Consider the following 26,091-nt stretch of genomic DNA (forward strand, 5'->3'; position numbering starts at 1 on the left):
GCGTGCCAGCGCCCGCAGGCAGGAGAAGACGGCCGATCAGGCCCGGATTGCGAGGGTGAATACCGACGGATGGCGCACGAGGTGTTCCACCGTGGAACACCTCGTGTGCCACATGGCGGGCGACGCGCTCAGCGGATGGGAGACAGCGTCACTTCCACGCCGCGCGAGGTCACGGTGACCGCGCCCGGCTTGTAGCCATAGCCTTCGGCGTTCTTCAGGTCGCCGGGCTTGAAGCGGTAGATGGCCACGTCGTTGAGCAACTGCTCGGCCACGAGCGCGCCCAGCCGGTTCAGCCCGGTCTTCTCGGGCGACGGCAGGTTGTTGATCTGCAGCCGGTTGACGTGCACCTGCGTCAGGCGGATGGACTGCGACGGTTCGTCATAGCGCAGCGCATAGTCCACGCTGATGCTGCCCGCGTAGGTCTTGCCGCTGACACGCTCGGTGGTGACGAGCTCGAGGTCGCTGGACAGGCGGTTGACCTCCGGCATCACGTGCACGCTGGGCTTGTTGACACGCACGTCCAGCACTTCGAGCAGGCGCTTCTGGTAGGGCCCGTGGCTTTCCAGGGCGTGGGCCAGGTCGGCCTCGCTGAAGGTGATCACCTTGGGCCCCATGACGGAGGCGCAGGCAGCCAGGAAGAGGGAGACAGCCCCGGCAAGCAGCAGGGCCAGAGAGCGGCGGGTCTGGATCATTCGGTCCTCGGACTGTTGGACACTTGGAATGGGCGCAAGGATATGCCAGCCATGTCGCAACCGCTGGTAACGGTTGCTTCTCACGCTGGCAAAGTCCGTGCGCTTGACCCTTCCCAAGCGGGCCGCTACATTACTGACCGGTTAGTCAGTATCTTCGATGAGCGCCAAACCCGCCCCCACCCGCCAACGCCGCAAGGAGGCCCGCCCGCAGGAACTGCTCGGGGCGGCGCTGGAGCTCTTCGTGGAGAAGGGCTTTGCGGCCACCAAGACCGAGGACGTCGCCTCGCGCGCCGGGGTCGCCAAGGGCACCCTGTACCTCTACTACCCCAGCAAGGAAGAGCTGCTCAAGGCCGTGGTGCGTGAGAACCTCTCCGCGCTGATCGCCGAAGGCGCCACCATCGCCAGCGCCTTCGAGGGCACCACCCACGAGCTGCTGCTGGTGCTGCTGCAGACCTGGTGGGAACGGGTGGGCGACACCAAGGCCTCGGGCATCTTCAAGATCATCATCACCGAGATGGGCAACTTCCCGGACTTCGCCCGCTTCTACATCGAGGAAGTGATCGAGCCGGGCAAGGAACTCTTCATGCGCGTGCTCCAGCGCGGCATCGACACCGGTGAACTGCGCGACGTGAACCAGTTCGAGGCGGTGCACGTGCTCATCTTCCCGATGCTGATGATGTGCCTGCACAAGCACTCCATCGGCGCCTGCGCACACATTCGGGAAATGATGGACCCTCACAGTTTCATCCGCACGCACGTCGATGTGGTGATGCGTGGGCTGGCAGTCCGCCCCGAAGGCGATACTTCCGAACCCCAGAACAAGAAGCTGAAGAGAGTCGCATGAAGCGCTGGATTCCCTGGACGATCACGGTCGTCGCGGTATTGCTCGTGGGCGGCCTGGCCGCCCGTTCCATGAAGGCGCGGCAGCTGGAGAACGCGGCCGCCGCGGCATCGGCCAAGGTGCCCTTGCAGCTGGAACTGTCGGCCTCCGACGTGCTGGCCGTGCGGCCGGTGGACCTCACGCGCACCCTGGCCGTCTCCGGCGGGCTCAAGGCGGTGAACACGGCCGTGGTCAAGGCCAAGGTCGCCGCCGAGGTGAAGTCGCTGTCGGTGCGCGAAGGCGACACGGTGAAGGCCGGCCAGGTCATCGGCCAACTCGACACCACCGAATACGACTGGCGGCTGCGGCAGGCCGAGCAGACGGCGGACTCGGCCAAGGCGCAGCTGGACATCGCCAAGCGGGCGCTGGAGAACAACCAGGCGCTGGTGAAGCAGGGGTTCATCTCCTCCACCGGGCTGGAAACCTCGATTTCCAACGAGGCCGCGGCCCGTGCCAACTACGAGGCAGCCGCAGCGGCCGTGGCGCTGGCCAAGAAGTCGCGTGCGGATGCGGTGCTGGTCGCACCCATCGCCGGCATCGTGTCGCAGCGCCTGGCGCAGCCGGGCGAACGCATGGCGGTGGACACCAAGATCATCGAGGTGGTGGACTTGTCGCGCATCGAGCTGGAAGCGGCTGTCGCCCCTGAAGACGTGGTCGAAGTGAAGGTGGGCCAGGCGGCGCAGTTGCTCGTCGACGGCCTGCGCGAACCGGCTGCGGCCACGGTGGCCCGCATCAACCCGAGCACCCAGAGCGGCACGCGTGCCGTGATGGTCTACCTCGCGCTGCAAAGCAACCCGGCGCTTCGCCAGGGCCTCTTCGCCAAGGGGCAGATCGACCTGCAGCGCAGCCGCGCGCTGGCCGTGCCCACCACCGCCGTGCGTGTGGACCAGGCACGGCCCTACGTCCTGGTGGTCGACAACGGCCGTGTCTCGCAGCGCAGCGTCACGCTGGGCGCGCGTGGCAATGCATTGATCGACGGCAAGGTGGAACAGGTGGTCGAGATCACCGGCGGCCTGCCGGAGAACGCCACCGTCCTGCGCGGCAGCGTGGGCGCCGTGCGCGACGGCACGCCGGTGAAGCTGGGCGCTGTCGTGCCCACGCCCGCCGCATCGCGCGCCTCGGCGGTCTGACGCCATGTGGTTCACCCGCGTCTCCATTTCCAACCCGGTCATGGCCGTGATGGTCATGCTTGCCTTCGTGGTGCTGGGCATGTTCAGCTACCAGCGCCTGGCCGTGGACCAGTTCCCGAACGTCGACTTCCCGACGGTCGTGGTGCAGATGGACTACCCCGGCGCCTCGCCCGAAATCGTCGAGGCCGAGGTCACCAAGAAGATCGAGGAAGCCGTCAACACGGTGGCGGGCATCAACTCGCTGTACTCGCGCTCGTACGAAGGCACCTCGGTCGTCATCATCGAGTTCAACCTCGACATCGACGGGCGCAAGGCCGCCGATGACGTGCGCGAGAAGGTGGCCCTGGTGCGCCCCAACCTTCGCGACGAAGTGAAGGAACCTCGCATCTCGCGCTTCGACCCGGCCAGCACGCCGATCTTCAACGTCGCGGTGCTCGCCACCGACGGAAAGAAGTCGCCGCAGGAGCTGACAACCTGGGCCACGCAGGTGCTGCAAAAGCGCCTGGAGAACGTGCGCGGCGTGGGCTCGGTGAGCGTGGTGGGCGGCGTGTCGCGCCAGGTCAACCTCTACATCAAGCCGGCGGCGCTGGAGGCGCTGGGCATCGGCGCGGACCAGGTCGTGGCGGCCGTGAAGAGCGAGAACCAGGAACTGCCCATGGGCTCGCTGCGCTCGCGCGAGCAGGAAACCGTGGTGCAGATCAACGCCCGGCTCAAGCGCCCGGAGGACTTCCGCGAGATCGTGGTCGCCCGCCGCAACGGCACGCCCATCAAGCTGTGGCAGGTGGCCGACGTGGTCGACGGCCCGCAGGAGCTGGAGACCCTCGCGCTCTACAACGGCCAGCGCACGGTGCTCCTGTCGGTGCAGAAGTCGCAAGGCGAGAACACCATCGCGGTGGTCGATGGCCTGCAGGCGGCGCTGGCCGACGTGAAGGCCCTGGTGCCGCCCGGCGTGAAGGTGGAGGTCAACCGCGACAACTCGCGCTCCATCCGCGTGTCGGTGGCCAACGTGAAGCGCACGCTGTTTGAAGGCGCGGCGCTCACGGTGCTCATCGTGTTCCTGTTCCTGAACTCGTGGCGCTCCACCGTCATCACGGGGCTCACGCTGCCCATCGCGCTGATCGGCACCTTCCTGTTCATGTACGCCTTCGGCTTCACCATCAACGGCATCACGATGATGGCGCTCAGCCTGTGCGTGGGCCTGCTGATCGACGATGCCATCGTGGTGCGCGAGAACATCGTGCGCCACGTGCAGATGGGCAAGAGCGCGCACGACGCGGCGCTGGCCGGCACGAACGAGATCGGCCTGGCGGTGCTGGCGACCACGCTGTCCATCGTGGCGGTGTTCCTGCCCATCGGCTTCATGGGTGGCATCGTGGGCAAGTTCTTCCACGAGTTCGGCATCACCATCGTGGCGGCCGTGCTCATCTCCATGTTCGTGAGCTTCACGCTGGACCCGATGCTGTCCAGCGTCTGGCACGACCCGCAGGCCCACGGCGGCCCACGCGGCAAACCGGTGACGCTGTACGACAAGACCATCGGCCGGGTGACGCACCTGTTCGACGTGCTCACCGAGAAGATGTCTGACGCCTACCAGGCCATCCTCGGCTGGTCGCTCAAGCACAAGCTCGCGACCATCGGCATCGCCTTCGCGACCTTCATCGCCAGCTTCTTCATCATCCCGATGCTGGGCGCGGAGTTCATCCCGAAGGCGGACCTGTCGGAGACGCAGGTCAACTTCTACACGCCGGTGGGCTCGTCGCTGGAGGTGACCGAACAGCGTGCGAAGCAGATCGACGCCGTGCTGCGCGAGATGCCCGAGGTGCGCCACACCGTCACCACCATCAACAGCGGCAACGCGCAGGGCAAGATCTACGGCTCGACCTACATCCGCCTGGTGGACCGCAAGGAACGCGCGCGCAGCCTGAACCAGATGACCATCCCGCTGCGCGAGCGGCTGTCGCGCATCCCGGGCATCACCGTCACCAACATCGGCCCGACCGACCTGGGCGGCGGCAAGAGCCTGCAGTTCTCCATCCAGGGGCGCGACCTGGATGAGCTGGCACGGCTGTCGGGCACCATCATGGCCAGGCTGCGCGACATCCCCGGCATCGTGGACCTGGACAGCACGCTCAAGCCCGACAAGCCCACCGTGTCCATCGAGGTCAAGCGCGATGCCGCGTCCGACGCCGGCCTGAACGTCAACGCCCTGGCCAGCACGCTGCGCACGCTGGTGGCCGGCACCACCGTCGGCAACTGGCGCGCGCCCGACGGCGAGAACTATGACGTCAACGTGAGGCTCACGCCCGACAGCCGCGATTCGCTGGCCGACCTGCAGCGCCTGCCCATCAACGTGGCCGCCGCGGCCGATGGCTCGCCGCGCGTGGTGCGCCTGTCGCAGGTGGCCGAGGTGACGCCCTCCACCGGACCGAACCAGATCAACCGCCGCGACCTCAACCGCGAGATCAACATCGACGCGAATGCTTTCGGCCGCAGCGCGGGCGACGTGTCGGGCGACATCAAGAAGGTGCTGGACAGCATCGCCTGGCCACCCGGCTACCGCTACAGCTTCGGTGGCTCCACGAAGAACATGACCGAGTCCTTCCAATACGCCGTGGGTGCGCTGGCGCTGGCCGTCGTGTTCATCTACATGATCCTTGCCAGCCAGTTCCGCAGCTTCCTGCAGCCGCTGGCGCTGATGAGCTCGTTGCCGCTCACGCTCATCGGCGTGGTGCTGGCCCTGCTTGTCTTCGGCTCGACACTGAACATGTTCAGCATCATCGGCATCGTGATGCTCATGGGCCTGGTCACCAAGAACGCCATCTTGCTGGTGGACTTCGCCATCCGCTCGCGCGCCGGCGAGGACGGCCAGCCGCCGATGGAACGCGAGGCCGCCCTGCTGCACGCCGCCCGCGTGCGGCTGCGCCCCATCCTCATGACGACGCTGGCGATGGTCTTCGGCATGGTGCCCCTGGCCTTTGCACTTTCCGAAGGTTCGGAGCAGCGCGCACCCATGGGCCAGGCTGTAATTGGCGGGGTCATCACCTCCTCGCTGCTCACGCTGGTGGTGGTGCCGGTGGTGTACTGCTATCTCGACGACCTGGCGCAGTGGGCGAGCCGGAAGTGGCATCGCCGCAGCGCAATCCCCGGCCAATCCGCCTCGGCGGCGGTGGCGAAATAAAATGGCAGGTTTTGCACCCACCCCCTCGAGGACGCCCGCCATGAACACCGAACAAGCCCGCTTCAACATGATCGAGCAGCAGATCCGCCCCTGGGACGTGCTGGATCAAGGCGTGCTCTCGCTGCTGGCCGTCGTCAAGCGCGAAGACTTCGTGCCCGCGGCCTACAAGGCCCTGGCCTTCGTGGACACCGAAGTGCCCCTGCCCGGCGGCCGCTTCATGCTCGCACCCAAGGTGGAAGCCCGCCTGCTGCAGGAGCTGAAGGTCCACAAGCACGAGCGCGTGCTGGAAATCGGCACCGGCTCCGGCTACATGGCCGCGCTGCTTGGCCACAAGGCCCAGCAGGTCGTCACCCTGGAAGAAGACCCGGCCCTGGCCGACATCGCACAGGGCAACCTGCGCCGCGCCGGTGTCATAAACGTGAGCGTGCGCCGCGCCGACGGTTCGCGCGGCCTGCCCGAAGAAGGTCCCTTCGACGTCATCCTGCTGTCGGGCTCCGTGCCCGAAGTGCCGCCCAGCCTGCTCGCGCAGCTCAAGGTCGGTGGCCGCCTGGCCGCCATCGTGGGCCAGCAGCCGGTCATGCGCGCCACCCTCTTCACCCGCACCAGCGAGCACGATTTCGCCAGCGTCATCCTTTTCGACACCGTGGCACCCCGCCTGTCCGGGTTCCCGGAACCCACCCGCTTCAGCTTCTGATGAACCAGCTCGCCGTCCAGCACCTGCATGCCCACTGCACCTCAGCCAACGCGCTGCTGCTGGACGTCCGCGAGCCTTGGGAAGTCGACACGGCAGCCATCCGGCTGCCGGGGGTGGCCGTCAAGCACATTCCGATGAGCCGCATTCCCGAGCGGCTGGAAGAACTCGATCCTTCGCAGTCCATCGTCTGTATTTGTCATCACGGGGTTCGAAGTCTGCAAGTCGTCGCATTTCTGCAGCGGCAAGGCTTCGAGTCGGTCTATAACCTCGCCGGCGGCATCGACGCCTGGTCGGTCGAGGTCGATCCCTCCGTGCCGCGGTACTGACCGCCTCCCCTGCCACAAGCAAGAAACACCCAAGGAAGCCCTCACCATGCCCGCTTTGCGCACCGTCTCTGCTTCGACCCGCCCTGCCCGCCGCACGACCCGGCTGGCCCCGATCGCCCTGGGCGTGGTGCTGGCCCTGGGCGCCACCGCCTCCGTCCGTGCGCAAAGCCTGTTCGAGGTGTATGAGGCCGCCCGCGCCTTCGACGCGAACTACCTGGCCTCGCGTGCCCTGGCCGATTCGGCCACGTACAAGGCCGAACAGGCACACGCCCTGCGCCGTCCCACCCTGGGCCTGGGCCTGTCTGCCAATCGAGCAGGCAGCGACATCCCCGGCAGTGACACCACCTCCAAGACCACCGGCGCCCAGCTGCAAGCCACGCAGACCCTGTTCAACCGCGCCAACGACGCGACCGTCAACCAGGCCGACCTGGGCGTGGAAGTCGCCAAGGCCGACGTGCAGATTGCCGAGCAGGACCTGATCGTGCGCGTGGCGCAGGCCTACTTCGACGTGCTGGCCTCGCAGGATGCGCTGGCCGCCGCGCAGGCCAGCAAGACCGCCATCGCCGAGCAGCTGGCGTCCGCCAAGCGCAATTTCGAGGTCGGCACCGCCACCATCACCGACACCCGGGAAGCCCAGGCCCGCTACGACCTGGCCACCGCCACCGAGCTGGCCGCACAGAACGACCTGCTGACCAAGCGCATCGCGCTGGACACGCTGGTGGGCCGCGCCAGCATCGCCCCCAAGCCCCTGGCGCCCCAGGCCGACCTGAAGCCGCTGCTGTCCGGCGCCGTCGATGAATGGGTGGCGCCCACCGAGCAGTCGCCCAACGTGCGCCGCGCGCGCTTCGCACTGGAAGTCGCCAAGCTCGAAACCGAGAAGGCGCGTGCCGGCAGCCTGCCGACCGTGGACCTGAGCGGCAGCTATGGCAAGGGCCATTCCAACACCACGGGCACGCAGTTCACTTCGCTGGGCGCGGTGCCGATCAATGCCTCCGGCCCGTCGACGACCTCCAGCGTCGGCGTCACGATGAAACTGCCCCTGTTCGCCGGCGGCGCCATCCAGAACCGCGTGAAGGAAACCGTGCTGCTCGAAGAACAGTCGCGCAACACGCTGGAGTCGGCCCGCCGCACGGTGGCGCAGGGCACGCGCCAGGCCTACTTCGGCCTGGAGTCGCTGCAGGCCCAGGTCAAGGCCTTCGAAGCTGCCGAATCGTCGAGCCAACTCGCCCTGGAAGCCACGCAGCTGGGCTACAAGGTCGGTGTGCGTGTGAACCTGGACGTGCTCAACGCCCAGACCCAGCTCTACACCACTCGCCGCGACCTGGCCAAGGCGCGCTATGACGTGCTGGTCAACAGCCTCAAGCTGCGCCAGGCCTCGGGCACGCTGACGGCCGACGACGTGCTGAAGGTCAACCAGCTGCTCGCCAAGTAATTCCGGCCGCAGGGCCGTCCGGCGCTCCTCGCGCAACGTTTCTTGACCGGCGCACACCCGGCGTTCACGCCGGCATGCCATGCTGGCGGCGTTGTCCGAGGAGAGTCCCCATGGCCAGTACCGCCAGTGCCGCAAGCAGCGCGGGTTCCGCATCCGTCCAGGCGGCCATCGCCGCCCATCGCTTCGGCTTGTCCGAGCCCTCGCTGCAAGGCATCGGCAGTGATCCGCAAGGCTGGCTGCTGTCGCAGATCGGCCCGGCCGACATCGCCCGCGGCGACGGCCTGCTGAACACCCCCCAGGCCTGGGCCCATGCCCGGGCCGAGCGCCGTGCCAAGAAGGACGCCAAGGCCCAACCCGAGGCCGTGCCCGGCGAACACCACTTCCGCGAGGTCATCGCCGCGGACATCACCTCGCGGCTCGTCACCGCCGCATCCACGCAGCGGCCCTTCGCCGAACGGCTGCAATGGTTCTGGAGCAACCACTTCACCGTGTCGCAGACCAAGGGCACGGTGCGCGGGCTGGTGGGTGCCTTCGAGCGCGACGCCATCCGCCCGCACATCGCCGGCCGCTTCGAGGACATGCTGGTGGCCTCGTCCACGCATCCGGCCATGCTGCGCTACCTCGACAACGTGCAGTCGGCCGGGCCGCGCTCGCGCATCGTGGGCAAGGCCTCGCGCCGGGCGCACCGCATGGGCGAGGAGCCGCGGGTGAGCGGCCTGAACGAGAACCTGGCGCGCGAGATCCTGGAGCTGCACACGCTGGGCGCGGAAAGCAGCCGCGACGGCATCTACACGCAGCGCGACGTGACCTCCTTCGCGGCGGTGCTCACCGGCTGGCGCATCAGCCTGGCCGACGATGCGCGCGGCCAGCTCTTCGATGCCGACTGGCACGAGCCCGGCCGCAAGACGGTGCTCGGCAAGTCCTACCCCGAGGGGCCCGATGCCTTGCGCATGGTGCTGCGCGACCTGGCGCGGCACCCCGCGACGGCGAAGTTCATCTCGACCAAGCTGGCCCGCCACTTCGTCGCGGATGATCCGCCACCCGAGCTGGTGGACCAGCTCGCCGCCACCTACCTGCGCAGCGACGGGCAACTGGGCGAGGTCTACCAGGCGCTCATCCGCTCGCCGCTCGCGTGGAATCCGGCGCCGTCCAAGCTGAAGACGCCCGAGGAATTCGTCGTGTCCAGCGTGCGCATGCTCAAGGCACCGATGCGTGTCTTTGAACGGCACGATGCCGGCGGCGTCTATTCGCTGGGGCAGCGCATCCACGTCACGCCGTCGCCGGCGGGATGGCCCGACCGCGCGGAGGACTGGCTGGGACCGGACGCGGTGTGGAAGCGCGTCGAATGGGCCACGCGCGCCGGCGAACGCTCTGGCGGCTTCATCGATGCGAGGGCCGTGGCCATGGCCAGCCTCGGCCCCCTCCTGAGCGACAGCTCGCGTCAGCAGATCGAGCGCGCGTCCGACGGCTCGCAGGCCTTGGCCCTGCTGCTGATGGCCCCCGAGTTCCAGCGCCGCTGAGGAGATTCCCATGACACGACAACTTCCGAACCTGCAGCGCCGCAGTTTGGTCCTCGGCGCAGCCAGCGCCGCCACGATGTGGTCCAGCCTGAGCTTTGCCGGCAAGGCGACGCCTGAGTCAACGCGGCTGGTGGTGGTGATCCTGCGCGGCGGGCTGGACGGGCTGTCCGCCGTGCCCGCGATCGGTGACCCCGACTTCGCCGCTGCCCGCGGCGCGCTCGGCCAGTTCGCCTCCGCGCCGCTCGCGCTGGACAACACCTTCGCCCTGCATCCTCAGCTCACGCAACTGCACGCGATGTTCAAGGGCGGCGAGGCTTCGGTGGTGCACGCCATCGGCCTGCCTTACCGCGAACGCTCGCACTTCGACGCGCAGCAGGTGCTCGAAAGCGGGGGCGTGAAGCCCTACGAGCTGAGCACCGGCTGGCTCGGCCGCGCCCTGGTCCGCATGGACGCCAAGGGCATGGCGCTGAACACCGCCGTTCCGCTGGTGTTGCGCGGCCAGGCCACGGTGGACACCTGGGCGCCCTCGGTGCTGCCGGACCCATCAGCCGAACTGGTGGCGCGGCTGGAGCGCATGTACAGCGGCGATGCTGCGCTGTCCACCGCACTGTCGCGCGCCAAGGACCTGCACTTCGGCCCATCGATGGCCGCCAGCGACATGGACAGCGCCGGCAGCAACAACGCCAAGCGCGGCCCGGGCCTGCTGTCGCAGCGTGCGGCGGAATTCCTCTCGCAGCCCAACGGCCCGCGCGTGGCGGTGATGGAGATGGGCGGCTGGGACACCCACGCCAACCAGGCCTCGCCGCATGGCTCGCTGGTCGGCAACCTGCGCACGCTGGACGCCGGCCTGGCCACGCTGCGCGAGGGCCTCGTGGCCAGCGGCACGTGGAAGCGCACGGTCGTGGTCGTCATGACGGAGTTCGGCCGCGAGGTCGCGATGAACGGCACGCAGGGCACCGACCATGGCACGGGTGGCGCGGCCTTCGTGCTCGGTGGCGCGGTCAAGGGCGGGCGCGTGATCGGAAACTGGCCAGGCCTGGCGAAGAAAGACCGCTTCGAGGGCCGCGACCTTCGCACCACCACCGACATGCGCTCGCTGCTCAAGGGCGTGCTGGCGGATCACATGCAGGTGGCGACGCGGCACCTGGACTCGGAGGTGTTCCCGGGCAGCCAGGGGTTGCCTGTGCTGCAAGTGGTCTAGGCCGCTTTTCCGTTGAGGACCAAAGCGGCGATGGCGTCGGCCATGCGTGCCGCCGCACCGCGGTGCTCGGCTGCGAAGGCCGTTGCCTGCCCTGCGGTCTCGCGCAATCCGGACGGATCCTCGATCATTCGCAGGGCAGTCGCCAAACCTTCGTCGATGTCCTTGACGCGCACCGCCGCCGATGCGGCCTCGGCCAGTTCGGCCGCCTCCGCGAAGTTGAAGGTGTGCGGCCCCATCACCACCGGGCAGCCGCAGGCCGCGGCTTCGATGAGGTTCTGCCCGCCCAGTGGCGCGAAGCTGCCGCCCAGCAAGGCCACGTCGCCCAGGCCGTAGTACAGCGGCATCTCGCGCATGGAGTCGCCCAGCCAGGCATCGGCGGCGAGCGCGTCCGCGGGCGGCGTGTCCGTCCATTCGCTGCGGCGTGCCAGGGTCAGGCCGGAAGACTTCACCAGTGCGGCCACTTCATCGAATCGCTGCGGATGCCGCGGCACGACGAGCAGCAAAGGCTTGGCGGGCACGGCCAGGCGAGACCACGCCGCGAGCAGCATCGCTTCCTCGCCTTCACGCGACACGGCGAAGAGGAGCACCGGCCGGTCCAGCATCGAACGCCAGGCCCGGCCGCGTGCCACCAGCGCCTCGTCGGGCGCCATGTCGAACTTCAGGTTGCCGCTGACGCTCACCTGGGGCGCACCCGCCTGGCGCAAGCGCGCTGCATCGGCCGCGGTCTGCGCCAGCACCAGCGAGAGGCTCTCGACCGCCGGATGCAGCACCACCGCCAGGCGCTGTCCCTGCTTCTGGCTCTTCTCGCTCAGCCGCGCATTGGCCAGCACCACGCGCACGCCATGCCGGCGCGCGCAATGCAGCAGGTTGGGCCAGATCTCGGTTTCCATCAGAACGCCCACCGAAGGCGCGAACTGCGAGAAGAAGCGCTCCACCACGCCCGGGGTGTCGTAGGGCAGCCAGGCCTGCCGGTCGCCTTCGCGCAGCAGTGCCTCGCCCGCTTCCCGCCCGGTCGCCGTGCTGTGCGTGAGCAGCAGCCGCATGCCGGGGATGCGTACACGCAGCGCCTCGATGAGCGCCGCCGCGGCCCGCGTCTCGCCCAGCGACACCGCATGCACCCACACCCAGCCTTCGGTACGTTCGCCCTGGTAGGCGCCCAGCCGCTCGCCGATGGCATGCCGGTACAGCGGCTCGGCCCGGCCGCGCCACCACAGGCGCATCAGGTACACCGGCTTGAGCATGCGCAACAGCGTCGAATAGCCGCTGCGAGCCAGTCGTTGCCGCAGCAACAGTCGCGTCATCGCTGGCCGGCCTGCTGGAACTGCGCCCACACCTGCTCCCACGCATCCCACACCGTCTCGATGGCGGGCGTGGGCTGGCCTTCCACCGACACCTGGTAGGCATGGCCATGCGCTTCCTGCGGGCCGGTGCGCCAGGAGGTGGGGTGGTTGTAGATCTGCACGTGCGGCAGGTCCAGCGCAACGGCGATGTGCGACAGCCCGCTGTCCACACCGATCACGCCGTGCGCCGCGCCCATGCGGTCGGTGAGCGAATCGAGGTCCATCGGCGGCCAGACCTCGCAGGCCGGGCCGATGGCCGCGCAGATCGTGTCTGCACGGGCCTTCTCCACCGGCCCTGCATGCGGCAGCGCGATGCGCCAGCCCATGGCTTGCGCGCGGCGGCCGACCTCGATCCAGTGCGACTCGGGCCACAGCTTGTCGTCGCGCGAGGTGCCGTGCACCAGCACCAGCGTGCGCTCGGTGGCTTCGAGCTGCTGCGAGCGCAGGCCGAACTCGGGCGCGCCCTTGAGGGGGTAGCCCAGCACCTTGGAAGCCAGCACGCGGGCACGGTCCAGCGCATGGATGTGCGGCTCGATGAAGATGGGCTCATGCACCAGCCAGCGCGCCGGCCATTCGTGGCTCGCACCGTCGGTCTGGTTGGCCAGGCCGTAGCGCCGGCCGCGCGCCATGCGCGCCACCAGGGCCGACTTGGTCAGGCCCTGGAAGTCGATGATCGCGTCGTAGCGATCACCACGCAGGGCATCGCGGAACTCGCCCCATTCGTGGCGGACCTGGCTCGTCCACCAGCCCTTGCGCCAGCGCCGCAGCGCGCATTCGATGCTGCTGTGGATGCCCTTCACGCGCCGCACCAGCGGCGCGAAGCCGGGCTCCACCACCCAGTCGATGAGCGCGTCCGGATAAGCCTCGCGGATGTCGTGCACCACCGGCATGGTGTGCACCACGTCGCCCAGCGAAGACAGCTTGACGATCAGGACGCGCATGCGCTGCGGGCGGTGTCCCGGCCCGGGTCCTGCGTCATCAATGCGCCGACGCCGCGAACTGCGCGTCGGGCTTCACTGCACGCAGGGCGGCCATGAAGTCGGCCTCGATGCGGTGCAAGGCTTCCTGCGTGTGGCCCTCGAAGCGCATCACCAGCACCGGCGTGGTGTTGGACGAACGGATGAGGCCGAAACCATCCGCGTACTCCGCGCGCAGGCCGTCGATGGTGATGATCTCCTTGGCGCCCGGGAACTTCGCAGTTTCCAGCAGCTTGCTCACCACCTCGCGCGGCTCGCCTTCCTTGCAGGGCACGTTCAGCTCGGGCGTGCTGAAGCTCGTGGGCAAGGCGTTGAGCACGGCGCTCGGGTCCTTGCTGCGCGAGAGGATTTCCAAGAGGCGCGCCGCGGTGTAGGTCGCGTCGTCGAAGCCGTACCAGCGCTCGGCGAAAAAGATGTGCCCGCTCATCTCGCCCGCGATCGGTGCACCGGTTTCCTTCAGCTTGGCCTTGACCAGCGAGTGTCCGGTTTTCCACATCAGCGGCTTGCCGCCGGCCGCCTTGATGAGCGGAGCCAGGCGCTGCGTGCACTTCACGTCGTAGATGACAGTGCCGCCCTTCACGCGCTTGAGGATGTCCTGCGCGAAAAGCATCAGTTGGCGATCGGGGTAGATGATCTGGCCATCCTTGGTGACCACGCCCAGACGGTCGCCGTCGCCATCGAAGGCCAGGCCGATCTCGGCCTCCGTGGTCTGCACGGTGCGGATGAGGTCGGCGAGGTTCTCGGGCTTGCTCGGGTCCGGATGGTGGTTCGGGAAGTCGCCGTCCACCTCGGAATAGAGTTCCTGCACGTCGCAGCCGAGCGCACGAAGGATGGCGGGTGCCGAGGCGCCGGGAATGCCGTTGCCCGAGTCCACCACGATCTTCATCCTGCGCTTGAGCTTGCAGTCGCCGGTGATGCGCGCCTTGTACTCCTCGAAGACGTCCATGGTGCCGCTGCGGCCCTTGGCACTCGCATAGTCTTCGGCCTCGATGCGCTGGCGCAGCTTCTGGATGTCGTCGCCGTAGATGGCACGGCCGGCCAGCACCATCTTGAAGCCGTTGTAGTCCTTGGGGTTGTGGCTGCCCGTGACCTGGATGCCGCTGTGGCAGCCGTGCTTGCCGCGCGTGGCGGCAACGTAATAGAGCATCGGGGTGGTCACTGCACCGATGTCGACCACGTCCAACCCGGTGGAGGCGAGGCCACGCACCAGCGCTGCCGTGAGGCCGGGGCCGCTCAGGCGGCCGTCACGGCCCACCGCCACCGCTTTCTCGCCGGCGGCCAGCGCTTCGGTGCCGAAGGCGCGACCGAGGTGCTCGGCGAAGGTCTCGTCAATGGTCTTGCCCACGATCCCGCGGATGTCGTAGGCCTTGAAAACCGATGCTTCCACTTTCATTGATCTCTTCTCCTTGGCGCGGCATTGTAGGGAGGTAATCAGGCGGGCAGCCCGCGCCGTCCGCTTGCCGCCCATCCCTGCTTCTGTCGATTCGTCGCTTGCAAGCAGCGGGCCGGGCTGCCCTGCCTACACTGCGCATCCATGCACATCAACCGACAACTGCTGGCCGCCTCCTGGCGCAGCTACTGGAGCCAGGACCTGGTGCGGGCAGGGCCTTACTGGCTCCAGATCCTGTGGTCGGTGCTCATCGCGATGGCCGTGGGGCTGGTGTTCACGCTCCTGGGCTTCGTGAGGTATGCCAAGACGGTCAGCGACTGGCTGAGCGTCGCCAACTGGCTGGTCTGGTACCCCAGGAACCTGATCATTTCGGGAACCATCATCGCGATCATCCACGTGCTGTTCGAGGTCGGGTTCGCCGCCTTCACGCGGCAGCGCATCCGCCGCTTCAACCGGTGGCAGCGCACCTTGTTCTTCAGCGGCATCCCTGCCGTCGGGGTCTATACCGGTTGGCCGCTGGGCTATGCCCTGGCCGGCGGCCAGGTGGGCGACTTCTTCACCAACACCAACTCCATCGTCGGATCACTGCTGTTCAGCGGCCTCATGACCCTGCTGATGGCGGTCTACTGGAGTTCGCGGCACCGCGAGACGCAAGCCCAGGCCATGGCCACCGAAGCGCGGCTGAAGCTCCTGCAGGCGCAGATCGAGCCGCATTTCCTGTTCAACACGCTGGCCAACGTCGTCAGCCTCATGGACTACGACACGCCGCGCGCCAAGCAGATGCTGGAGTCCTTCATCGACTACCTGCGCGCCTCGCTGTCGCAGCTGCGCCGCGACGACAGCAGCCTGGGCGCGGAGCTGGACATGGCGCACGCCTACCTCGCGCTGCTTCAGACGCGCATGGCCGAGCGGCTGCGCTACCGCATCGAGGCCAGCGACGCATGCCGAGCCGCCCGCGTGCCGCCGCTGCTGCTGCAGCCGCTGGTGGAAAACGCCATCCAGCACGGGCTGGAGCCCAAGGTGGACGGCGGCGAAGTCATCATCCGCGCCGAGCTCGACGGCAAGATGCTGCACATGAGCGTGCAAGACGACGGACTGGGCCTGGAGCAGGCCGCATCGCGCAAGAGCGGTGGCACGGGCCTGGCCGTCAACAACATCCGCGAACGCCTTCAGTCGCGCTGGGGGAACGAGGCCTCGCTGGACATCCGGTCGCTGGAGCCCGGCGTGCTGGCCACGCTCTCCATTCCATTCACCACCACGCCAAACCATGACCACCGCCCTGATCGCTGACGACGAACCGCACCTGGCGGCCTACCTCAAGGACCAGCTGCTCAAGCTCTGGCCTGAACTGGAAATCATCGGCATCGCGCGCAACGGCATCGAGGCCGCGCAGGAAATTGCCAGGCTCGCCCCCGACCTTGCCTTCCTCGACATCAAGATGCCCGGCCTGACCGGGCTGGAAGTGGCGCAGGGCATCGAGGGCCGGACCCAGGTGGTGTTCGTCACCGCCTACGACGACTATGCGGTCCAGGCCTTCGAGCACGAAGCGGTGGACTACGTGCTCAAGCCCGTCAAGTCCGACCGCCTGGCCAGGACCATCGAGCGCGTCCGCCGCGCGCTGGCGCAGCAGGAGCCTGAAACAGCGCAGCTCGCCGCGGTCCTGCGAAAGCTGATGCCCGCGGGCGGCGCCGCGCCGGAGCCGGCCCGCCTTCGCTACGTTCGCGCCAGCCAGGGCGAGCTCATGCACCAGGTGCCGGTGGGCGAGGTGCTGTTCTTTCGATCAGACGAGAAGTACACCAGCGTGCAGACCGCCGGCGGCGAGCACCTCATCCGCACGCCCATCTCGGAGCTGGCGGCGCAGCTGGATCCGCAGCAGTTCTGGCAGATCCACCGCTCCACCATCATCAACCTGGACCACGTGACGGGCACGCGGCGCGATGAGCTGAGCCGCCTGTACGTGCGCATCCGCGGCTGGACCGGCGAACTGCCGGTCAGCCGCGCCTATGTGCATTTGTTCAAATCCATGTGAGCCGGGCTCGCAGGGACTGGCCGGTCAGAACGCGTAGAAGTTCAGCGGCTGGCCGTCCTGCGGGCGCACCTTCTGGAAGCGCGGCACGAGCCGCGCCTGCACGGCGGTGGGCAGCGGCGTGAGGCCGCTGTTGCGGATCATCGGGTCGCCGCGCAGGAAAGCCCAATACAGGAACTGCAGCGCTTCGCGGGCCGAGGCCGCCGTCTTGGGCTGGGCATCCACGAGCACGTAGGTCGTGATGCTGATGGGCCAGCTCAGCGGGCCGGACTGGTCCAGCAGCGAAGCGGTCTCGTCGCCCTTCTTGTCGAGGTCGGACTCCTGCACGGCCGACCTGAAGCCCTCTTCCGATGCAGCGACGAACTGCCCCGTGCGGTTGCGCATGCGCACACCGGCGAGCCTGGCGCTGATGACGCGGTCGTACGAGGCGTAGCCGATGGCATTGGGCGTGTCCTTCATCGCCTTGACGATGCCGTCGTTGCCTTCGACGGCCGTCACCGCGCCGGGCCACTTCACGAGTTGCCCGTGGCCCACGCCCGCCTTCCAGTCAGCGGACATCAGCGACAGGTACTTGGTGAACGCTTCGGTGGTGCCCGACTTCTCCGCGCGCACCACGCGCACGATGGATGCCACCGGCAGCGAAAGCTCCGGGTTCAGCGCGGCGATGCGCTTGTCGTTCCACTGCGTGATGGCGCCGCGCATGATGTCGGCCAGCACGTCGCCGGAGAGCTTGAGCTGGTTCGCCGCGATGCCGCGCAGGTTGACCACCGGCACGATGCCGCCGACGGCCGTCGGGAATTGAAGCAGCTTGTTCTTGTCGAGGTCCGCCTGGTTCATGGGCGAATCAGACGCCCCGAAATCGACCTCGCGCGCCACGATGCGCTTGATGCCATCGCCCGAGCCCGTGGGCTGGTAGGACACCTTGCCGCCACGCTCTTTCTCGTAGCCGGCGGCCCAGGTCTTGTAGACGGAAGAAGGGAAGGTGGCGCCAGCGCCCTTGATGTCGGCGGCAAAAGCAGCGCCATGCAGGCTCAGCGCAACGCCGAGCAGCGGAAGAAGGAATTTCATGGAGGGGGTTCGAGGAACGGGACTCTCTGTCGGTCCCTGGGATGCGCCAGCCGACGCCCATTCGCCTGCGGCGCCGGGATTGTCACGGCCCATCATGACAACTTCGCGACACCTCGATGAAACCGGCAATGACTACCTGGTGGCCGGTAGTTTTGACCGACGAGAAATGTCGATCCTGGCCTGGCGTCGAGGACGCCGTTGTTTCGACCGCTCGTACTTGAAAGTAAATGTAAATGGCACTTCGGGAATTCACTGGGCCTAGGTAATCTCCCGCGCGTTGCACACGCGAGCACTCACGTGCGGCGACTTCATCGCAGTTCGCAGTTGGGCGGCCTCACAGACTCGAAGCTGTGCTGGCCGAATCGAAAACACTGGCAGGCCATCGGCACTGCCCTGGGGGAAAACTTGTGAATCGAAGAGACCTGCTCGTCGGTGGCTCCGCCTTGTTCGCCACTGGACTCACCTGGTCGGCCAAAACCGACTCCACCACCAACGTCGTCACCTTTGGCCAGTCGGCCTCGCTCACGGGCGGCCAGGCCGCCTACGGCAAGGACGTGCGCGACGGCATCCTGGCGGCCTTCACCGCGGCCAACAAGAGCGATTCGAAGACCCGCTTCGAACTCGTCTCGCTGGACGACGGCGGCGACAAGGAACGCTGCAAGGCCAACGTGAAGAAACTCATTGCCGAAGGCGTTACCTCGCTGGTGGGGCTGACCAGCGGCGCCGCCGCCGAGGCCTGCCTGCCGATCGTGGAAGAAGCCAGGATCGTCATGCTGGGCACAGCCAGCGGCAACATGGGCATCCGCAGCGACAAGCTCACCATGGCCTACCACGTGCGCTCGGGCTACGACGACGAGTACAAGCGCATGCTGGCCTATGTGAAGGAGTTCAACATGAGCCGCGTGGGCTACGTGTACCTGAAGGACACGTCGCCCGCGAACGCCGCGGCCATGAACGCCGCGCTCGAAGCGGTGGGCATCAAGATGACGGTGTCGGTGCCGCTGGACCGCAATGCGAAGTCCTTCGAGGCCGAAGCCAAGACGCTGCTCGACGCCAAGCTCGACTGCGTGCTGTTCACCACCAATGCAGGCCCGATCGCCAAGATCATCAACCTGATGGCGGCCAGCAAGTACGCCGGCTTCTATTTCTCGTCCTCGTTCGCCGGGCAGGCGCTCATCGACGACATCACCGGCAAGGGCCAGTCGGTCATCATGAGCCAGGTCGTGCCGCGGCCCAACGCGATCGCCATGGGCGTGGTCAAGCGCTGCAGCGAAGACCTCGCGGCGCTGGGCACCGACACGCGCATCGGCTTCACCTCGCTGGAGGGCTACATCGTCGGCCGGGTGGCAGTGGAAGCCGCACGCAGCGCGCTCAAGGGCGGCGATGCATCCCGTTCGCGCTTCCGCAGCGCGCTGTCGGAGCTGAACCTGGACCTCAGCGGGTACAAGACCCACTTCACCTCGCGCAGCCCACAAGGCTCGCGCTTCGTGGACGTGGTGGCCATCGACCGCACGGGCCGCATCATCGGCTGATCCTCTGAGGTGACCCCGCCCGTGCTGCTTCCGGGCGGCACGGGTTGGACAACGCATGTTTTCTCAACCAGCAAGGCCCTTCATGAAGCATTCGCAAGTGCTCCAATCCACGGCCAAGGCCGCGGTACTTTGCTTGTCCTCCTTCGCTGCGTTCGCGGCGACTACCCCGACCACTCCCGCCCCGACCGAAGAGGCACGCGTTGCCGCGGAAACGGCTGCTGCACACCTGGCCGCCGACATGGCCCGACTGTGTCCCGTGGCGCCGGTCGACGACCAGGCCGCCTTCGACAAGTGCCGCCAGGGGCTGTTCCAGGACTCGCTGTTCAAGCGCAGCCTGCAGGAATTCGTGCTGTGGGGACGGCAGCGCGATCCCAAGCTGTCGTTGAAGGATTCCAAGCTCACGCAGTTCGGCCCCGACGTGCTGGCCGGCATGTACGTGCCGCTGTTCATGTTCAACGGCAAGTACACCGTCGAGTACGTGGAACGCGAACGCCTGTACCAGATCCGCTTGCAGACGGCGTTCCGCAACCGCCTGCAGCCCGGCCAGTTCCCCTACCCGTTCTGGCACGAGGCCGAGAAGTGGGCCATGTACGAGAAGGCCAATGACATCATCCTCTGGTGGGATCCGAAGGTCAGCCGCGTCCGCTTTGCACAGTTCACCGTGTTCGGATCCAACCCGCCGCTGCAGGCCAGCGAGCACGTGACGCAGGCGGCCTTCGACGGCCAATGGCGCTGGACGGATGCGCAGGGCAAGAGCCAGCCCGCGGTGACGGTGTTCGACGGCCTGCTGAGCAACGACAACCCGTACAAGGCCCAGCTCGACACCAGCTACAAGACCTTTGCGCTCAAGCTGCGCGAGGGCCAGTGCTTCCAGTGCCACGTCCCGAACAACCCGGACGGCATGAAGAAGCTGGTGCTGCTGCAAACGCCCATGCATGCAGCAGCGGAGATCAAGCGCGTGCTGAAGTCGGTGCGTGAAGACCGCATGCCGCGCGACGAGTTCGGTGTGGAAGCGCCCCTGGACGCGAAGACCAAGGAAGCACTGCTCACCGAAGGCGTGGCGTTCGAGCGTGTGCTGGACCAGGCCAAGGCCTGGGAGGCAAGCCGTTCAGCGAGCGTGGTGCCGGCGACGATCAACGCCGCCGCACCCAAGCCGCAGGGCGTCGCGACGCCCTGAACTGCGTCTTTGAGTGATGTCAGTGCGCCGAGGCGACGTTGATCGCCCGCGTGTCCTGCATCAGCGATGCGAAGCGCGGCTCGGCCGCGAGCTTGCGCACCGACTGCGCGAACGCGGCACGCATGGCCGCTGACGTGGACATGCGCTGCGCCTTCGCCAGGGTGAACGAACCCTCGGTGGAGGCGCGGTACACCACGTGGCCGTCGACCGGCGACACGACCTGCCAGCCCACCTGCACCTGGATGCTGCCCTTCCAGGCAGCAGCGGGGGCCTGGCACAACTGCATGTCCAGCTTGTTCACGAAGGCCTGGACCTGCAGGGGCTGTGCACCCTTGAATTGATTCATCTCCTGCTCGAAGGCGCGAGGCAGTTCGGCCTCGACTCGCTTGGCGAGCAGTTGGCTCCAGCCGCGATCGCTCTGATCCTGGCAGGTGGGGCCGCTGAGCAGCGAACCCACGTGCTCGCCGTCGGCGAAGCCGTTGCGCAGCTCGGTGAGCGTCGCACCGCGGCGGGTGGTGGTGTCGTTGTCCGCATGCGCCGCACCCACGAACAACAGGCCGGCGGCAAGAAGGCTTGAAGAAAGGCGCGCAAAGGACATGGAAGTCTCCCGAACGATGGTTGATTGCTGTTGAACTTCTTCGACTTCTCGAACTTCTGGCGCGCAGGCTAGCGTGTCCGCATCCCGTTCTCCACCTTGCCAGCCCCAAAATCCGCATGCGCGCGGCATTGTTCTCGAATCTTTCTGCGCCACTCGCGCAAAGGCCGCAGTGCACGCAGCGACATGTCCGAAAACGGCCAGTGCCAGGCAGTGCAGTGACCATAATCAACGGCATGAACCTCGATGCCGATGCCGCCTACCTCGTCGTCAAAGCCCGCGATGCGCGCTTCGACGGACGGCTGTTCGTGGGCGTCACGTCCACGGGCATCTACTGCCGGCCGATCTGCCGCGTGCGAACACCCAAGCGTGAAAACTGCCGCTTCTTCGACACGCCCGCACAGGCCGAAGCGCAGGCGTTCCGGCCCTGCCTGAAATGTCGCCCCGAGATCGCACCGGGACCTGGCCTGGCGTGGAGCGTGATGGATGCGTCGCGCACCCTTGCCCGCCAGGCGGCCGACTGGCTTGATGCGCAATCGGCCAGCGGCGAATCGCCCTCGCTCACCGACCTGTCAGGCCACCTGGGCGTGAGCGACCGCCACCTGCGCCGCATCTTCCAGGCCGAGCACGGCGTGACACCCATGCAGTACCTGCAGACGCGCCGGCTGCTGCTGGCCAAGCAGTTGCTGACGGACACGCGCATGCCAGTCTCGCAGGTGGCATTGGCCAGCGGCTTCAGCAGCCTGCGGCGCTTCAACGCGGCGTTCGCGCAGAGCTACCGCATGAGCCCGTCGCGCCTGCGCGGCGACGCCGCGGATGACACCACGCAGCCGCCGGTGGATGCGATCACGATGTCCCTGGGCTTTCGTGCGCCGTACGCAGTCGATCGCTTCATGCGCTTCCTCACGCAGCGGGCCATTCCCTGCGTCGAAAGCGTCGATGGCCTGCAAGTGCGGCGCACGGTGCGCGCCGGCGTGATTGCCGAGGCGGCCGGATGGATCAGCGCCGAGTTCCAGCCCGAGGCCTCGCGCGTGCGGCTGGCCTTCTCGCCCGCGTGGGTCAACGCCAGCGCACGCGTGGCGAGCGCCGTGCGCCGATGGCTCGACCTGGACGCCACGCCGCACACCATCGGCGCCGCATTGAGCAGCCTGCCCGGCGAGGAAGGCCTGCGCCTGCCCGGCAGCCTCGATGCCTTTGAACTCGCGGTGCGCGCCGTGCTCGGACAGCAGGTCACCGTCGCGGCCGCACGCACACTGGCGCGGCGGGTGGTCGAGCGTTTCGGCACGCCGGTGCAAACGCCGTGGGACGACGTGAACATCGCCTTCCCCGACCCCACGCGCATCGCGAAGACGCCGGTCGAGCAAATCGCCGAACTCGGCATCATCCGAACGCGGGCGAACGCCATCGTGGAGATCGCCAGGGCCTGGCCCGAGCTGTCCGGGCTCATGCATGGCGCGACATCGACGGAGCCCCTCATCGCGGCCCTGTGCGAGCTGCCCGGCATCGGCCCCTGGACCGCGCACTACATCGCCATGCGGGCCATGAGCTGGCCCGATGCCTTCCCACCGAACGACGTCGCCGTGCTCAAGGCGATGAAGCACTTGTTCAACACCCAGTCGCAGCGCGAAGCCGACGTCCACGCCGCCGCATGGCGTCCGTGGCGGGCCTATGCGGTGCTGCGGCTGTGGAACAGCCTGGAGAACCTTCCATGAGCCATGCCACCCGACACATCCATGCAGCCTGCACCGCGCAAGCCACCATCGCCACGCCACTCGGGCCCGTGCTGCTCGCACGCACGGCGCGAGGCCTTGCCGGCGTGTGGTTCGAAGGCCAGAAGGACCACCCAGGAGAACTCAATGCGCCAGTGGTCGAGGATGACCCGCTCCTGCGTGCGGCGGCCGCACAGCTGGCCGACTATTTCTCGGGCCGCAGCAAACGCTTCGACGTCCCGCTGGACTTGCACGGCACGCCATTCCAGCTCGGTGTGTGGAAGGCCCTCCTGGGCATCGGCCAGGGCCAGACGCGCAGCTATGGCGACATCGCGCGGCAGCTGGGCTCACCCAAGGCCATGCGCGCCGTCGGCTCGGCCGTGGGCAAGAACCCGGTCTCGGTCATCGTGCCCTGTCACCGCGTCCTCGGCACTGACGGCACGCTGACCGGTTATGCCGGCGGCGTCCATCGCAAGCGTGCATTGTTGACGCTGGAAGGGGTGGCACTGTGAAAGCCCTGGCTCACGGGGTTGACGCCCGCAGCGAATGTGCGAACCTCTCGGCCTCGCATCCGCCTCGCAGGCGGAGCACGTCGTGGTCGGGAGTTTCACGTGCAGGTTTCCAAGGCAGCACTGGCAGCGCTGGCCATTCACGCAGGTTTGTCCTTGTCGCCGTGGGCCGCTCCCGCCAGTGCCGCCGTTCCCACGGCGCCGCGCGCCATGACCTGGCAGCTTGAGCCCCCGCGCGAGGGCGCACCACCGGCGAGCCACTCCATCCTGGACTCGAACCGGGCGCACCTGCCGCTCGAAGAGGGCCAACTGGCGCGGTTCTCCGGGGAAGACGGCATCAGCCTGGACGAGGCCATCCTCGGCGGCGTGCTGAGCAGCGTGCATCCCGAGGACAGCCCCGCGCACCGCACCCTCATGCCCCTGGCTTTCGGCGTCGTCGAAGGCGAGGAGCTGAGCCGCTTCTCCCTGGCCGGCGCCGACCTTCCCGAGATCGGCATCGACGAGGACGACATCGGCCCCGGCGACGTGGTGATGGTGATCGGCGGCATGTGTGCGATCGGCGCGCTGGTCTACCGGCTGCACAAGGGCGGCAACAAGATCAAGCCCCTGTCCAAGCGCAAGAAGAAGAACATCGAGATCATGTCGGACAGCGACTTCTATCCCATCTGAAGTCCGTCCCTCTCCCGCACAGGAGTTTTCCGTGAAGTCATCCGACCTTGCCGAGCTGATCGGCCTGGCAGCGCTTTGGGGCGCGTCTTTCCTGTTCATGCGCATGGGCGCCTCCGAATTCGGGCCCTTCGCATTGGCCGCCGTTCGTGTGGTTGGCGCGACCGTCTTCCTCGTGCCGCTGCTGGGCCTGCGCGGGCAGCTCGGCGTGCTGAAGGACAAGGCCGGGCCGATCTTCGTCGTGGGCGTGCTGAACTCGGCCCTGCCCTTCCTGTGCTTCAGCTATGCGGCCTTGTCGATCACGGCAGGCCTGTCGTCCATCTTCAATGCAGCCACGCCGCTCTTCGGCGCACTGATCGCCTGGGTGTGGCTCAAGGACAGGCTCACCCCCTCGCGCATGCTGGGGCTGGGCATCGGCTTCGCGGGCGTGCTGTGGCTGGCCTGGGACAAGGCCAGCTTCAAGCCCGGCGGATCGGGCTGGGCGGTGGTGGCTTGCCTCGCAGCGACGCTGTGCTATGGCCTGGCTGCCAGCTTCACCAAGCGGCACCTGACCGGCGTGGCGCCGCTGGCCGTGGCCACGGGCAGCCAGCTCGCCGCTGCCATCGTGCTGGTCATTCCGGCCCTGATGTTCTGGCCGGCAACCATGCCCTCGCACCAGGCCTGGATGGCCGCAGGGGCGCTCGCGCTGGCCTGCACGGGCGTGGCCTACATCATCTTCTTCCGGCTCATCGCGCACATCGGCCCGGCCAACGCCATCTCGGTCACCTTCCTCATCCCGGTGTTCGCGGTGCTGTGGGGCTGGGTGTTCCTCGGCGAGGGCATCACGCCTGCGATGGTGGCGGGTTGTGCGGTGATCCTGGTCGGGACCGGGTTGACGACAGGCCTGCTGCGCATGCCGGCCACGGCCACGCGCTAGGGCGTCAGCAGCTTGTCCCCACCCCATTCGGGGGTGGTTGACCTCGCTGGGGGTCGCCCCCATCCTGCCGGGATGCCTGAATCCATCCCGCCCGAAGCGTCCTCCCTACCTTCGCCGCCACCCCAACGCCCTGTCTGGATCGACGCTGCCGCCGTCGCGCTGATGGCGGTGGGCCTGCTGTCCATCCTGGCGCTGCACCTGCTGCTCGCGCTCATCGCCGGGCTCAGCGCCTTTGCGCTGCACCGCGCACTGGAGGCCGTGCTCGCGCGCCGCATGAGCGGCCCCACGGCCAGCAAGGTCGCCATGCTGCTCGTGCTGGCGCTGCTGGTCATCGTCGTCGGCCTCGCGTTCGACAAGCTCAACGGCCTGTCCACCACCGCGAGCCCCGAATCACTCACTGCCTTGCTGCAGCTGATGGCCGATTCGCTCGACCGCCTACGCACCGCCTTCCCGGCGTGGCTGGCTGACCGCATTCCATCGTCCGCTGAAGCATTGCGCCTGATGGCCTCGCATTGGCTGCGCGAGAACGCGGCCGAAGTGCAGCGCTTCGGGCATCACACCCTGCGCGGCATCGTGTATGTGCTGGCGGGCATCGTGATCGGCCTGTTGGCCAGCTTCGCGGGCCGCGGCGAGCCGGCCGGGCGCGCCGCCTTCATGCAGTCGTGGCGCGAGCGTCTCTCGCAGCTCGAGCATGCCTTCGCCGACATCATCGCCGCCCAGCTGCGCATTGCCGCCGCGAACACGGCGCTCACTGCGATCTACCTGCTGGCCATCGTGCCGCTGCTGGGCTACCACATGCCCTTCACCGCCACGCTGATCGTCGTGACCTTCGTGGCCGGGCTCGTTCCCGTGGTGGGCAACCTCGTTTCCAACACCGCCATCGTTCTCACGAGCCTGGTCGTGTCGCCCTGGCTCGCCGTGCTCTCGCTCGCATTCCTCGTGGGCATCCACAAGCTGGAGTACTTCCTGAATGCGCACATCGTGGGCTCGCGCATCCGCGTGCCCACGTATGAACTGCTGGCAGTGATGCTGGTGCTGGAGGCCACCTTCGGCCTGGCCGGCGTCGTCGCAGCCCCGATCTTCTACGCGTGGTTCACGCGCGAACTGAGGCTGAACGGCGCCATCTGAAGGTC

23 protein-coding genes are annotated in these 26,091 nt (G+C 67.6%); 17 read left to right on the top strand and 6 right to left on the bottom strand.

The features are described 5' to 3' along the window. Positions 1 to 128: 128 nt before the first annotated feature. A complete protein-coding gene (locus tag DZC73_RS00735) occupies positions 129 to 692 on the bottom strand; it encodes a DUF1439 domain-containing protein (protein WP_124538289.1) in 564 nt (187 codons plus the stop codon). Between the two features lie 157 nt (positions 693 to 849). Between DZC73_RS00735 and DZC73_RS00740 the strand changes: the two genes are divergently transcribed. From DZC73_RS00740 to DZC73_RS00775, 8 genes are all read left to right on the top strand, one after another. Beyond that, positions 850 to 1,536 carry a TetR/AcrR family transcriptional regulator gene (locus DZC73_RS00740; protein ID WP_124538290.1) on the top strand — a complete coding sequence of 229 codons (687 nt, stop codon included), beginning with the start codon at positions 850 to 852 and terminating at the stop codon, positions 1,534 to 1,536. Beyond that, positions 1,533 to 2,702, top strand: a complete 1,170-nt coding sequence (locus DZC73_RS00745; RefSeq protein ID WP_124538291.1) for an efflux RND transporter periplasmic adaptor subunit — start codon at positions 1,533 to 1,535, stop codon at positions 2,700 to 2,702. Before DZC73_RS00740 ends, DZC73_RS00745 begins: the two co-directional genes overlap by 4 nt. A gap of 4 nt (positions 2,703 to 2,706) precedes the next feature. Beyond that, on the top strand, positions 2,707 to 5,880 hold the full coding sequence (locus DZC73_RS00750) for an efflux RND transporter permease subunit (RefSeq protein WP_124538292.1): 3,174 nt from the start codon (positions 2,707 to 2,709) through the stop codon (positions 5,878 to 5,880). Between the two features lie 40 nt (positions 5,881 to 5,920). Then, on the top strand, positions 5,921 to 6,574 hold the full coding sequence (locus tag DZC73_RS00755; protein WP_124538293.1) for a protein-L-isoaspartate O-methyltransferase family protein: 654 nt from the start codon (positions 5,921 to 5,923) through the stop codon (positions 6,572 to 6,574). Then, positions 6,574 to 6,900, top strand: coding sequence for a rhodanese-like domain-containing protein (locus DZC73_RS00760; RefSeq protein WP_124538294.1), 327 nt, complete (start codon positions 6,574 to 6,576; stop codon positions 6,898 to 6,900). Before DZC73_RS00755 ends, DZC73_RS00760 begins: the two co-directional genes overlap by 1 nt. Before the next feature lie 46 nt (positions 6,901 to 6,946). Then, the gene (locus tag DZC73_RS00765) at positions 6,947 to 8,332 is read left to right on the top strand and encodes a TolC family outer membrane protein (protein ID WP_124538295.1); all 1,386 of its coding nucleotides are present in this window, start codon (positions 6,947 to 6,949) and stop codon (positions 8,330 to 8,332) included. 110 nt (positions 8,333 to 8,442) lie between these two features. Then, positions 8,443 to 9,852 (top strand): DUF1800 domain-containing protein, encoded by a 1,410-nt coding sequence (locus DZC73_RS00770; protein WP_161974405.1) that lies wholly within the window; start codon positions 8,443 to 8,445, stop codon positions 9,850 to 9,852. Between the two features lie 10 nt (positions 9,853 to 9,862). Beyond that, positions 9,863 to 11,053, top strand: coding sequence for a DUF1501 domain-containing protein (locus tag DZC73_RS00775; RefSeq protein WP_124538297.1), 1,191 nt, complete (start codon positions 9,863 to 9,865; stop codon positions 11,051 to 11,053). On the opposite strand, the gene DZC73_RS00780 is transcribed toward DZC73_RS00775, so the two are convergent. From DZC73_RS00780 to DZC73_RS00790, 3 genes are read right to left on the bottom strand one after another with little or no spacing between them, the layout of a single operon-like run. Continuing rightward, complete coding sequence (locus DZC73_RS00780) at positions 11,050 to 12,354, bottom strand: 3-deoxy-D-manno-octulosonic acid transferase (protein ID WP_124538298.1); 1,305 nt, start codon at positions 12,352 to 12,354, stop codon at positions 11,050 to 11,052. The two genes, DZC73_RS00775 and DZC73_RS00780, sit on opposite strands and share 4 nt — an antisense overlap. Further along, positions 12,351 to 13,334: a lipopolysaccharide heptosyltransferase I gene (gene waaC, locus DZC73_RS00785; RefSeq protein WP_124538299.1), complete on the bottom strand. Its 984-nt coding sequence runs from the start codon at positions 13,332 to 13,334 to the stop codon at positions 12,351 to 12,353. Before waaC ends, DZC73_RS00780 begins: the two co-directional genes overlap by 4 nt. A 37-nt stretch (positions 13,335 to 13,371) precedes the next feature. Next, entirely contained in the window at positions 13,372 to 14,763 is a 1,392-nt protein-coding gene (locus DZC73_RS00790; RefSeq protein WP_124538300.1) for a phosphomannomutase/phosphoglucomutase, read from the bottom strand. A gap of 141 nt (positions 14,764 to 14,904) precedes the next feature. Here DZC73_RS00790 and DZC73_RS00795 point away from each other — a divergent pair, with 141 nt between their 5' ends. Both DZC73_RS00795 and DZC73_RS00800 read left to right on the top strand, forming a co-directional pair. Beyond that, positions 14,905 to 16,050: a sensor histidine kinase gene (locus DZC73_RS00795; protein ID WP_124538301.1), complete on the top strand. Its 1,146-nt coding sequence runs from the start codon at positions 14,905 to 14,907 to the stop codon at positions 16,048 to 16,050. Then, a complete protein-coding gene (locus tag DZC73_RS00800; RefSeq protein WP_124538302.1) occupies positions 16,028 to 16,789 on the top strand; it encodes a LytR/AlgR family response regulator transcription factor in 762 nt (253 codons plus the stop codon). Before DZC73_RS00795 ends, DZC73_RS00800 begins: the two co-directional genes overlap by 23 nt. 24 nt (positions 16,790 to 16,813) lie before the next feature. Here DZC73_RS00800 and pstS read toward each other — a convergent pair whose 3' ends face one another. Beyond that, complete coding sequence (gene pstS, locus DZC73_RS00805; protein ID WP_161974406.1) at positions 16,814 to 17,854, bottom strand: phosphate ABC transporter substrate-binding protein PstS; 1,041 nt, start codon at positions 17,852 to 17,854, stop codon at positions 16,814 to 16,816. Between the two features lie 407 nt (positions 17,855 to 18,261). Here pstS and DZC73_RS00810 point away from each other — a divergent pair, with 407 nt between their 5' ends. Continuing rightward, positions 18,262 to 19,386, top strand: a complete 1,125-nt coding sequence (locus DZC73_RS00810; protein WP_161974407.1) for an ABC transporter substrate-binding protein — start codon at positions 18,262 to 18,264, stop codon at positions 19,384 to 19,386. 238 nt (positions 19,387 to 19,624) lie between these two features. Further along, positions 19,625 to 20,563 (top strand): hypothetical protein, encoded by a 939-nt coding sequence (locus DZC73_RS00815; RefSeq protein ID WP_124538305.1) that lies wholly within the window; start codon positions 19,625 to 19,627, stop codon positions 20,561 to 20,563. Positions 20,564 to 20,582: 19 nt separating this feature from the next. Here the strand turns inward: DZC73_RS00815 and DZC73_RS00820 are convergent, their stop codons facing one another. Then, positions 20,583 to 21,161 (bottom strand): hypothetical protein, encoded by a 579-nt coding sequence (locus DZC73_RS00820; protein ID WP_124538306.1) that lies wholly within the window; start codon positions 21,159 to 21,161, stop codon positions 20,583 to 20,585. Between the two features lie 233 nt (positions 21,162 to 21,394). Between DZC73_RS00820 and DZC73_RS00825 the strand changes: the two genes are divergently transcribed. From DZC73_RS00825 to DZC73_RS00845, 5 genes are all read left to right on the top strand, one after another. Further along, entirely contained in the window at positions 21,395 to 22,870 is a 1,476-nt protein-coding gene (locus DZC73_RS00825) for a DNA-3-methyladenine glycosylase 2 family protein (RefSeq protein WP_124538307.1), read from the top strand. Then, positions 22,867 to 23,379: a methylated-DNA--[protein]-cysteine S-methyltransferase gene (locus DZC73_RS00830; protein WP_124538308.1), complete on the top strand. Its 513-nt coding sequence runs from the start codon at positions 22,867 to 22,869 to the stop codon at positions 23,377 to 23,379. Before DZC73_RS00825 ends, DZC73_RS00830 begins: the two co-directional genes overlap by 4 nt. A gap of 99 nt (positions 23,380 to 23,478) precedes the next feature. Continuing rightward, positions 23,479 to 24,045 carry a hypothetical protein gene (locus tag DZC73_RS00835; protein ID WP_124538309.1) on the top strand — a complete coding sequence of 189 codons (567 nt, stop codon included), beginning with the start codon at positions 23,479 to 23,481 and terminating at the stop codon, positions 24,043 to 24,045. Positions 24,046 to 24,076: 31 nt separating this feature from the next. Continuing rightward, entirely contained in the window at positions 24,077 to 24,958 is an 882-nt protein-coding gene (locus DZC73_RS00840; RefSeq protein ID WP_124538310.1) for a DMT family transporter, read from the top strand. 72 nt (positions 24,959 to 25,030) lie between these two features. Next, on the top strand, positions 25,031 to 26,086 hold the full coding sequence (locus DZC73_RS00845) for an AI-2E family transporter (RefSeq protein WP_124538311.1): 1,056 nt from the start codon (positions 25,031 to 25,033) through the stop codon (positions 26,084 to 26,086). The last annotated feature ends 5 nt before the right edge of the window (positions 26,087 to 26,091 follow it).

The organism is Rhizobacter terrae, from assembly GCF_003852895.1.
Taxonomy (GTDB): domain Bacteria; phylum Pseudomonadota; class Gammaproteobacteria; order Burkholderiales; family Burkholderiaceae_C; genus Albitalea; species Albitalea terrae.

Excerpts from the sequence above, each read along its gene's own strand:
- DZC73_RS00795 (WP_124538301.1), top strand. The coding sequence starts at position 14,905 with ATGCACATCAACCGACAACTGCTGGCCGCCTCCTGGCGCAGCTACTGG.
- DZC73_RS00755 (WP_124538293.1), top strand. The coding sequence starts at position 5,921 with ATGAACACCGAACAAGCCCGCTTCAACATGATCGAGCAGCAGATCCGC.
- DZC73_RS00775 (WP_124538297.1), top strand. The coding sequence starts at position 9,863 with ATGACACGACAACTTCCGAACCTGCAGCGCCGCAGTTTGGTCCTCGGC.
- DZC73_RS00845 (WP_124538311.1), top strand. The coding sequence starts at position 25,031 with ATGCCTGAATCCATCCCGCCCGAAGCGTCCTCCCTACCTTCGCCGCCA.
- DZC73_RS00780 (WP_124538298.1), bottom strand. The coding sequence starts at position 12,354 with ATGACGCGACTGTTGCTGCGGCAACGACTGGCTCGCAGCGGCTATTCG.
- DZC73_RS00815 (WP_124538305.1), top strand. The coding sequence starts at position 19,625 with ATGGCCCGACTGTGTCCCGTGGCGCCGGTCGACGACCAGGCCGCCTTC.
- DZC73_RS00825 (WP_124538307.1), top strand. The coding sequence starts at position 21,395 with ATGAACCTCGATGCCGATGCCGCCTACCTCGTCGTCAAAGCCCGCGAT.
- DZC73_RS00790 (WP_124538300.1), bottom strand. The coding sequence starts at position 14,763 with ATGAAAGTGGAAGCATCGGTTTTCAAGGCCTACGACATCCGCGGGATC.
- DZC73_RS00770 (WP_161974405.1), top strand. The coding sequence starts at position 8,443 with ATGGCCAGTACCGCCAGTGCCGCAAGCAGCGCGGGTTCCGCATCCGTC.
- waaC (WP_124538299.1), bottom strand. The coding sequence starts at position 13,334 with ATGCGCGTCCTGATCGTCAAGCTGTCTTCGCTGGGCGACGTGGTGCAC.
- DZC73_RS00800 (WP_124538302.1), top strand. The coding sequence starts at position 16,028 with ATGACCACCGCCCTGATCGCTGACGACGAACCGCACCTGGCGGCCTAC.
- DZC73_RS00745 (WP_124538291.1), top strand. The coding sequence starts at position 1,533 with ATGAAGCGCTGGATTCCCTGGACGATCACGGTCGTCGCGGTATTGCTC.
- pstS (WP_161974406.1), bottom strand. The coding sequence starts at position 17,854 with ATGAAATTCCTTCTTCCGCTGCTCGGCGTTGCGCTGAGCCTGCATGGC.
- DZC73_RS00750 (WP_124538292.1), top strand. The coding sequence starts at position 2,707 with ATGTGGTTCACCCGCGTCTCCATTTCCAACCCGGTCATGGCCGTGATG.
- DZC73_RS00760 (WP_124538294.1), top strand. The coding sequence starts at position 6,574 with ATGAACCAGCTCGCCGTCCAGCACCTGCATGCCCACTGCACCTCAGCC.
- DZC73_RS00740 (WP_124538290.1), top strand. The coding sequence starts at position 850 with ATGAGCGCCAAACCCGCCCCCACCCGCCAACGCCGCAAGGAGGCCCGC.
- DZC73_RS00735 (WP_124538289.1), bottom strand. The coding sequence starts at position 692 with ATGATCCAGACCCGCCGCTCTCTGGCCCTGCTGCTTGCCGGGGCTGTC.
- DZC73_RS00820 (WP_124538306.1), bottom strand. The coding sequence starts at position 21,161 with ATGTCCTTTGCGCGCCTTTCTTCAAGCCTTCTTGCCGCCGGCCTGTTG.
- DZC73_RS00765 (WP_124538295.1), top strand. The coding sequence starts at position 6,947 with ATGCCCGCTTTGCGCACCGTCTCTGCTTCGACCCGCCCTGCCCGCCGC.
- DZC73_RS00830 (WP_124538308.1), top strand. The coding sequence starts at position 22,867 with ATGAGCCATGCCACCCGACACATCCATGCAGCCTGCACCGCGCAAGCC.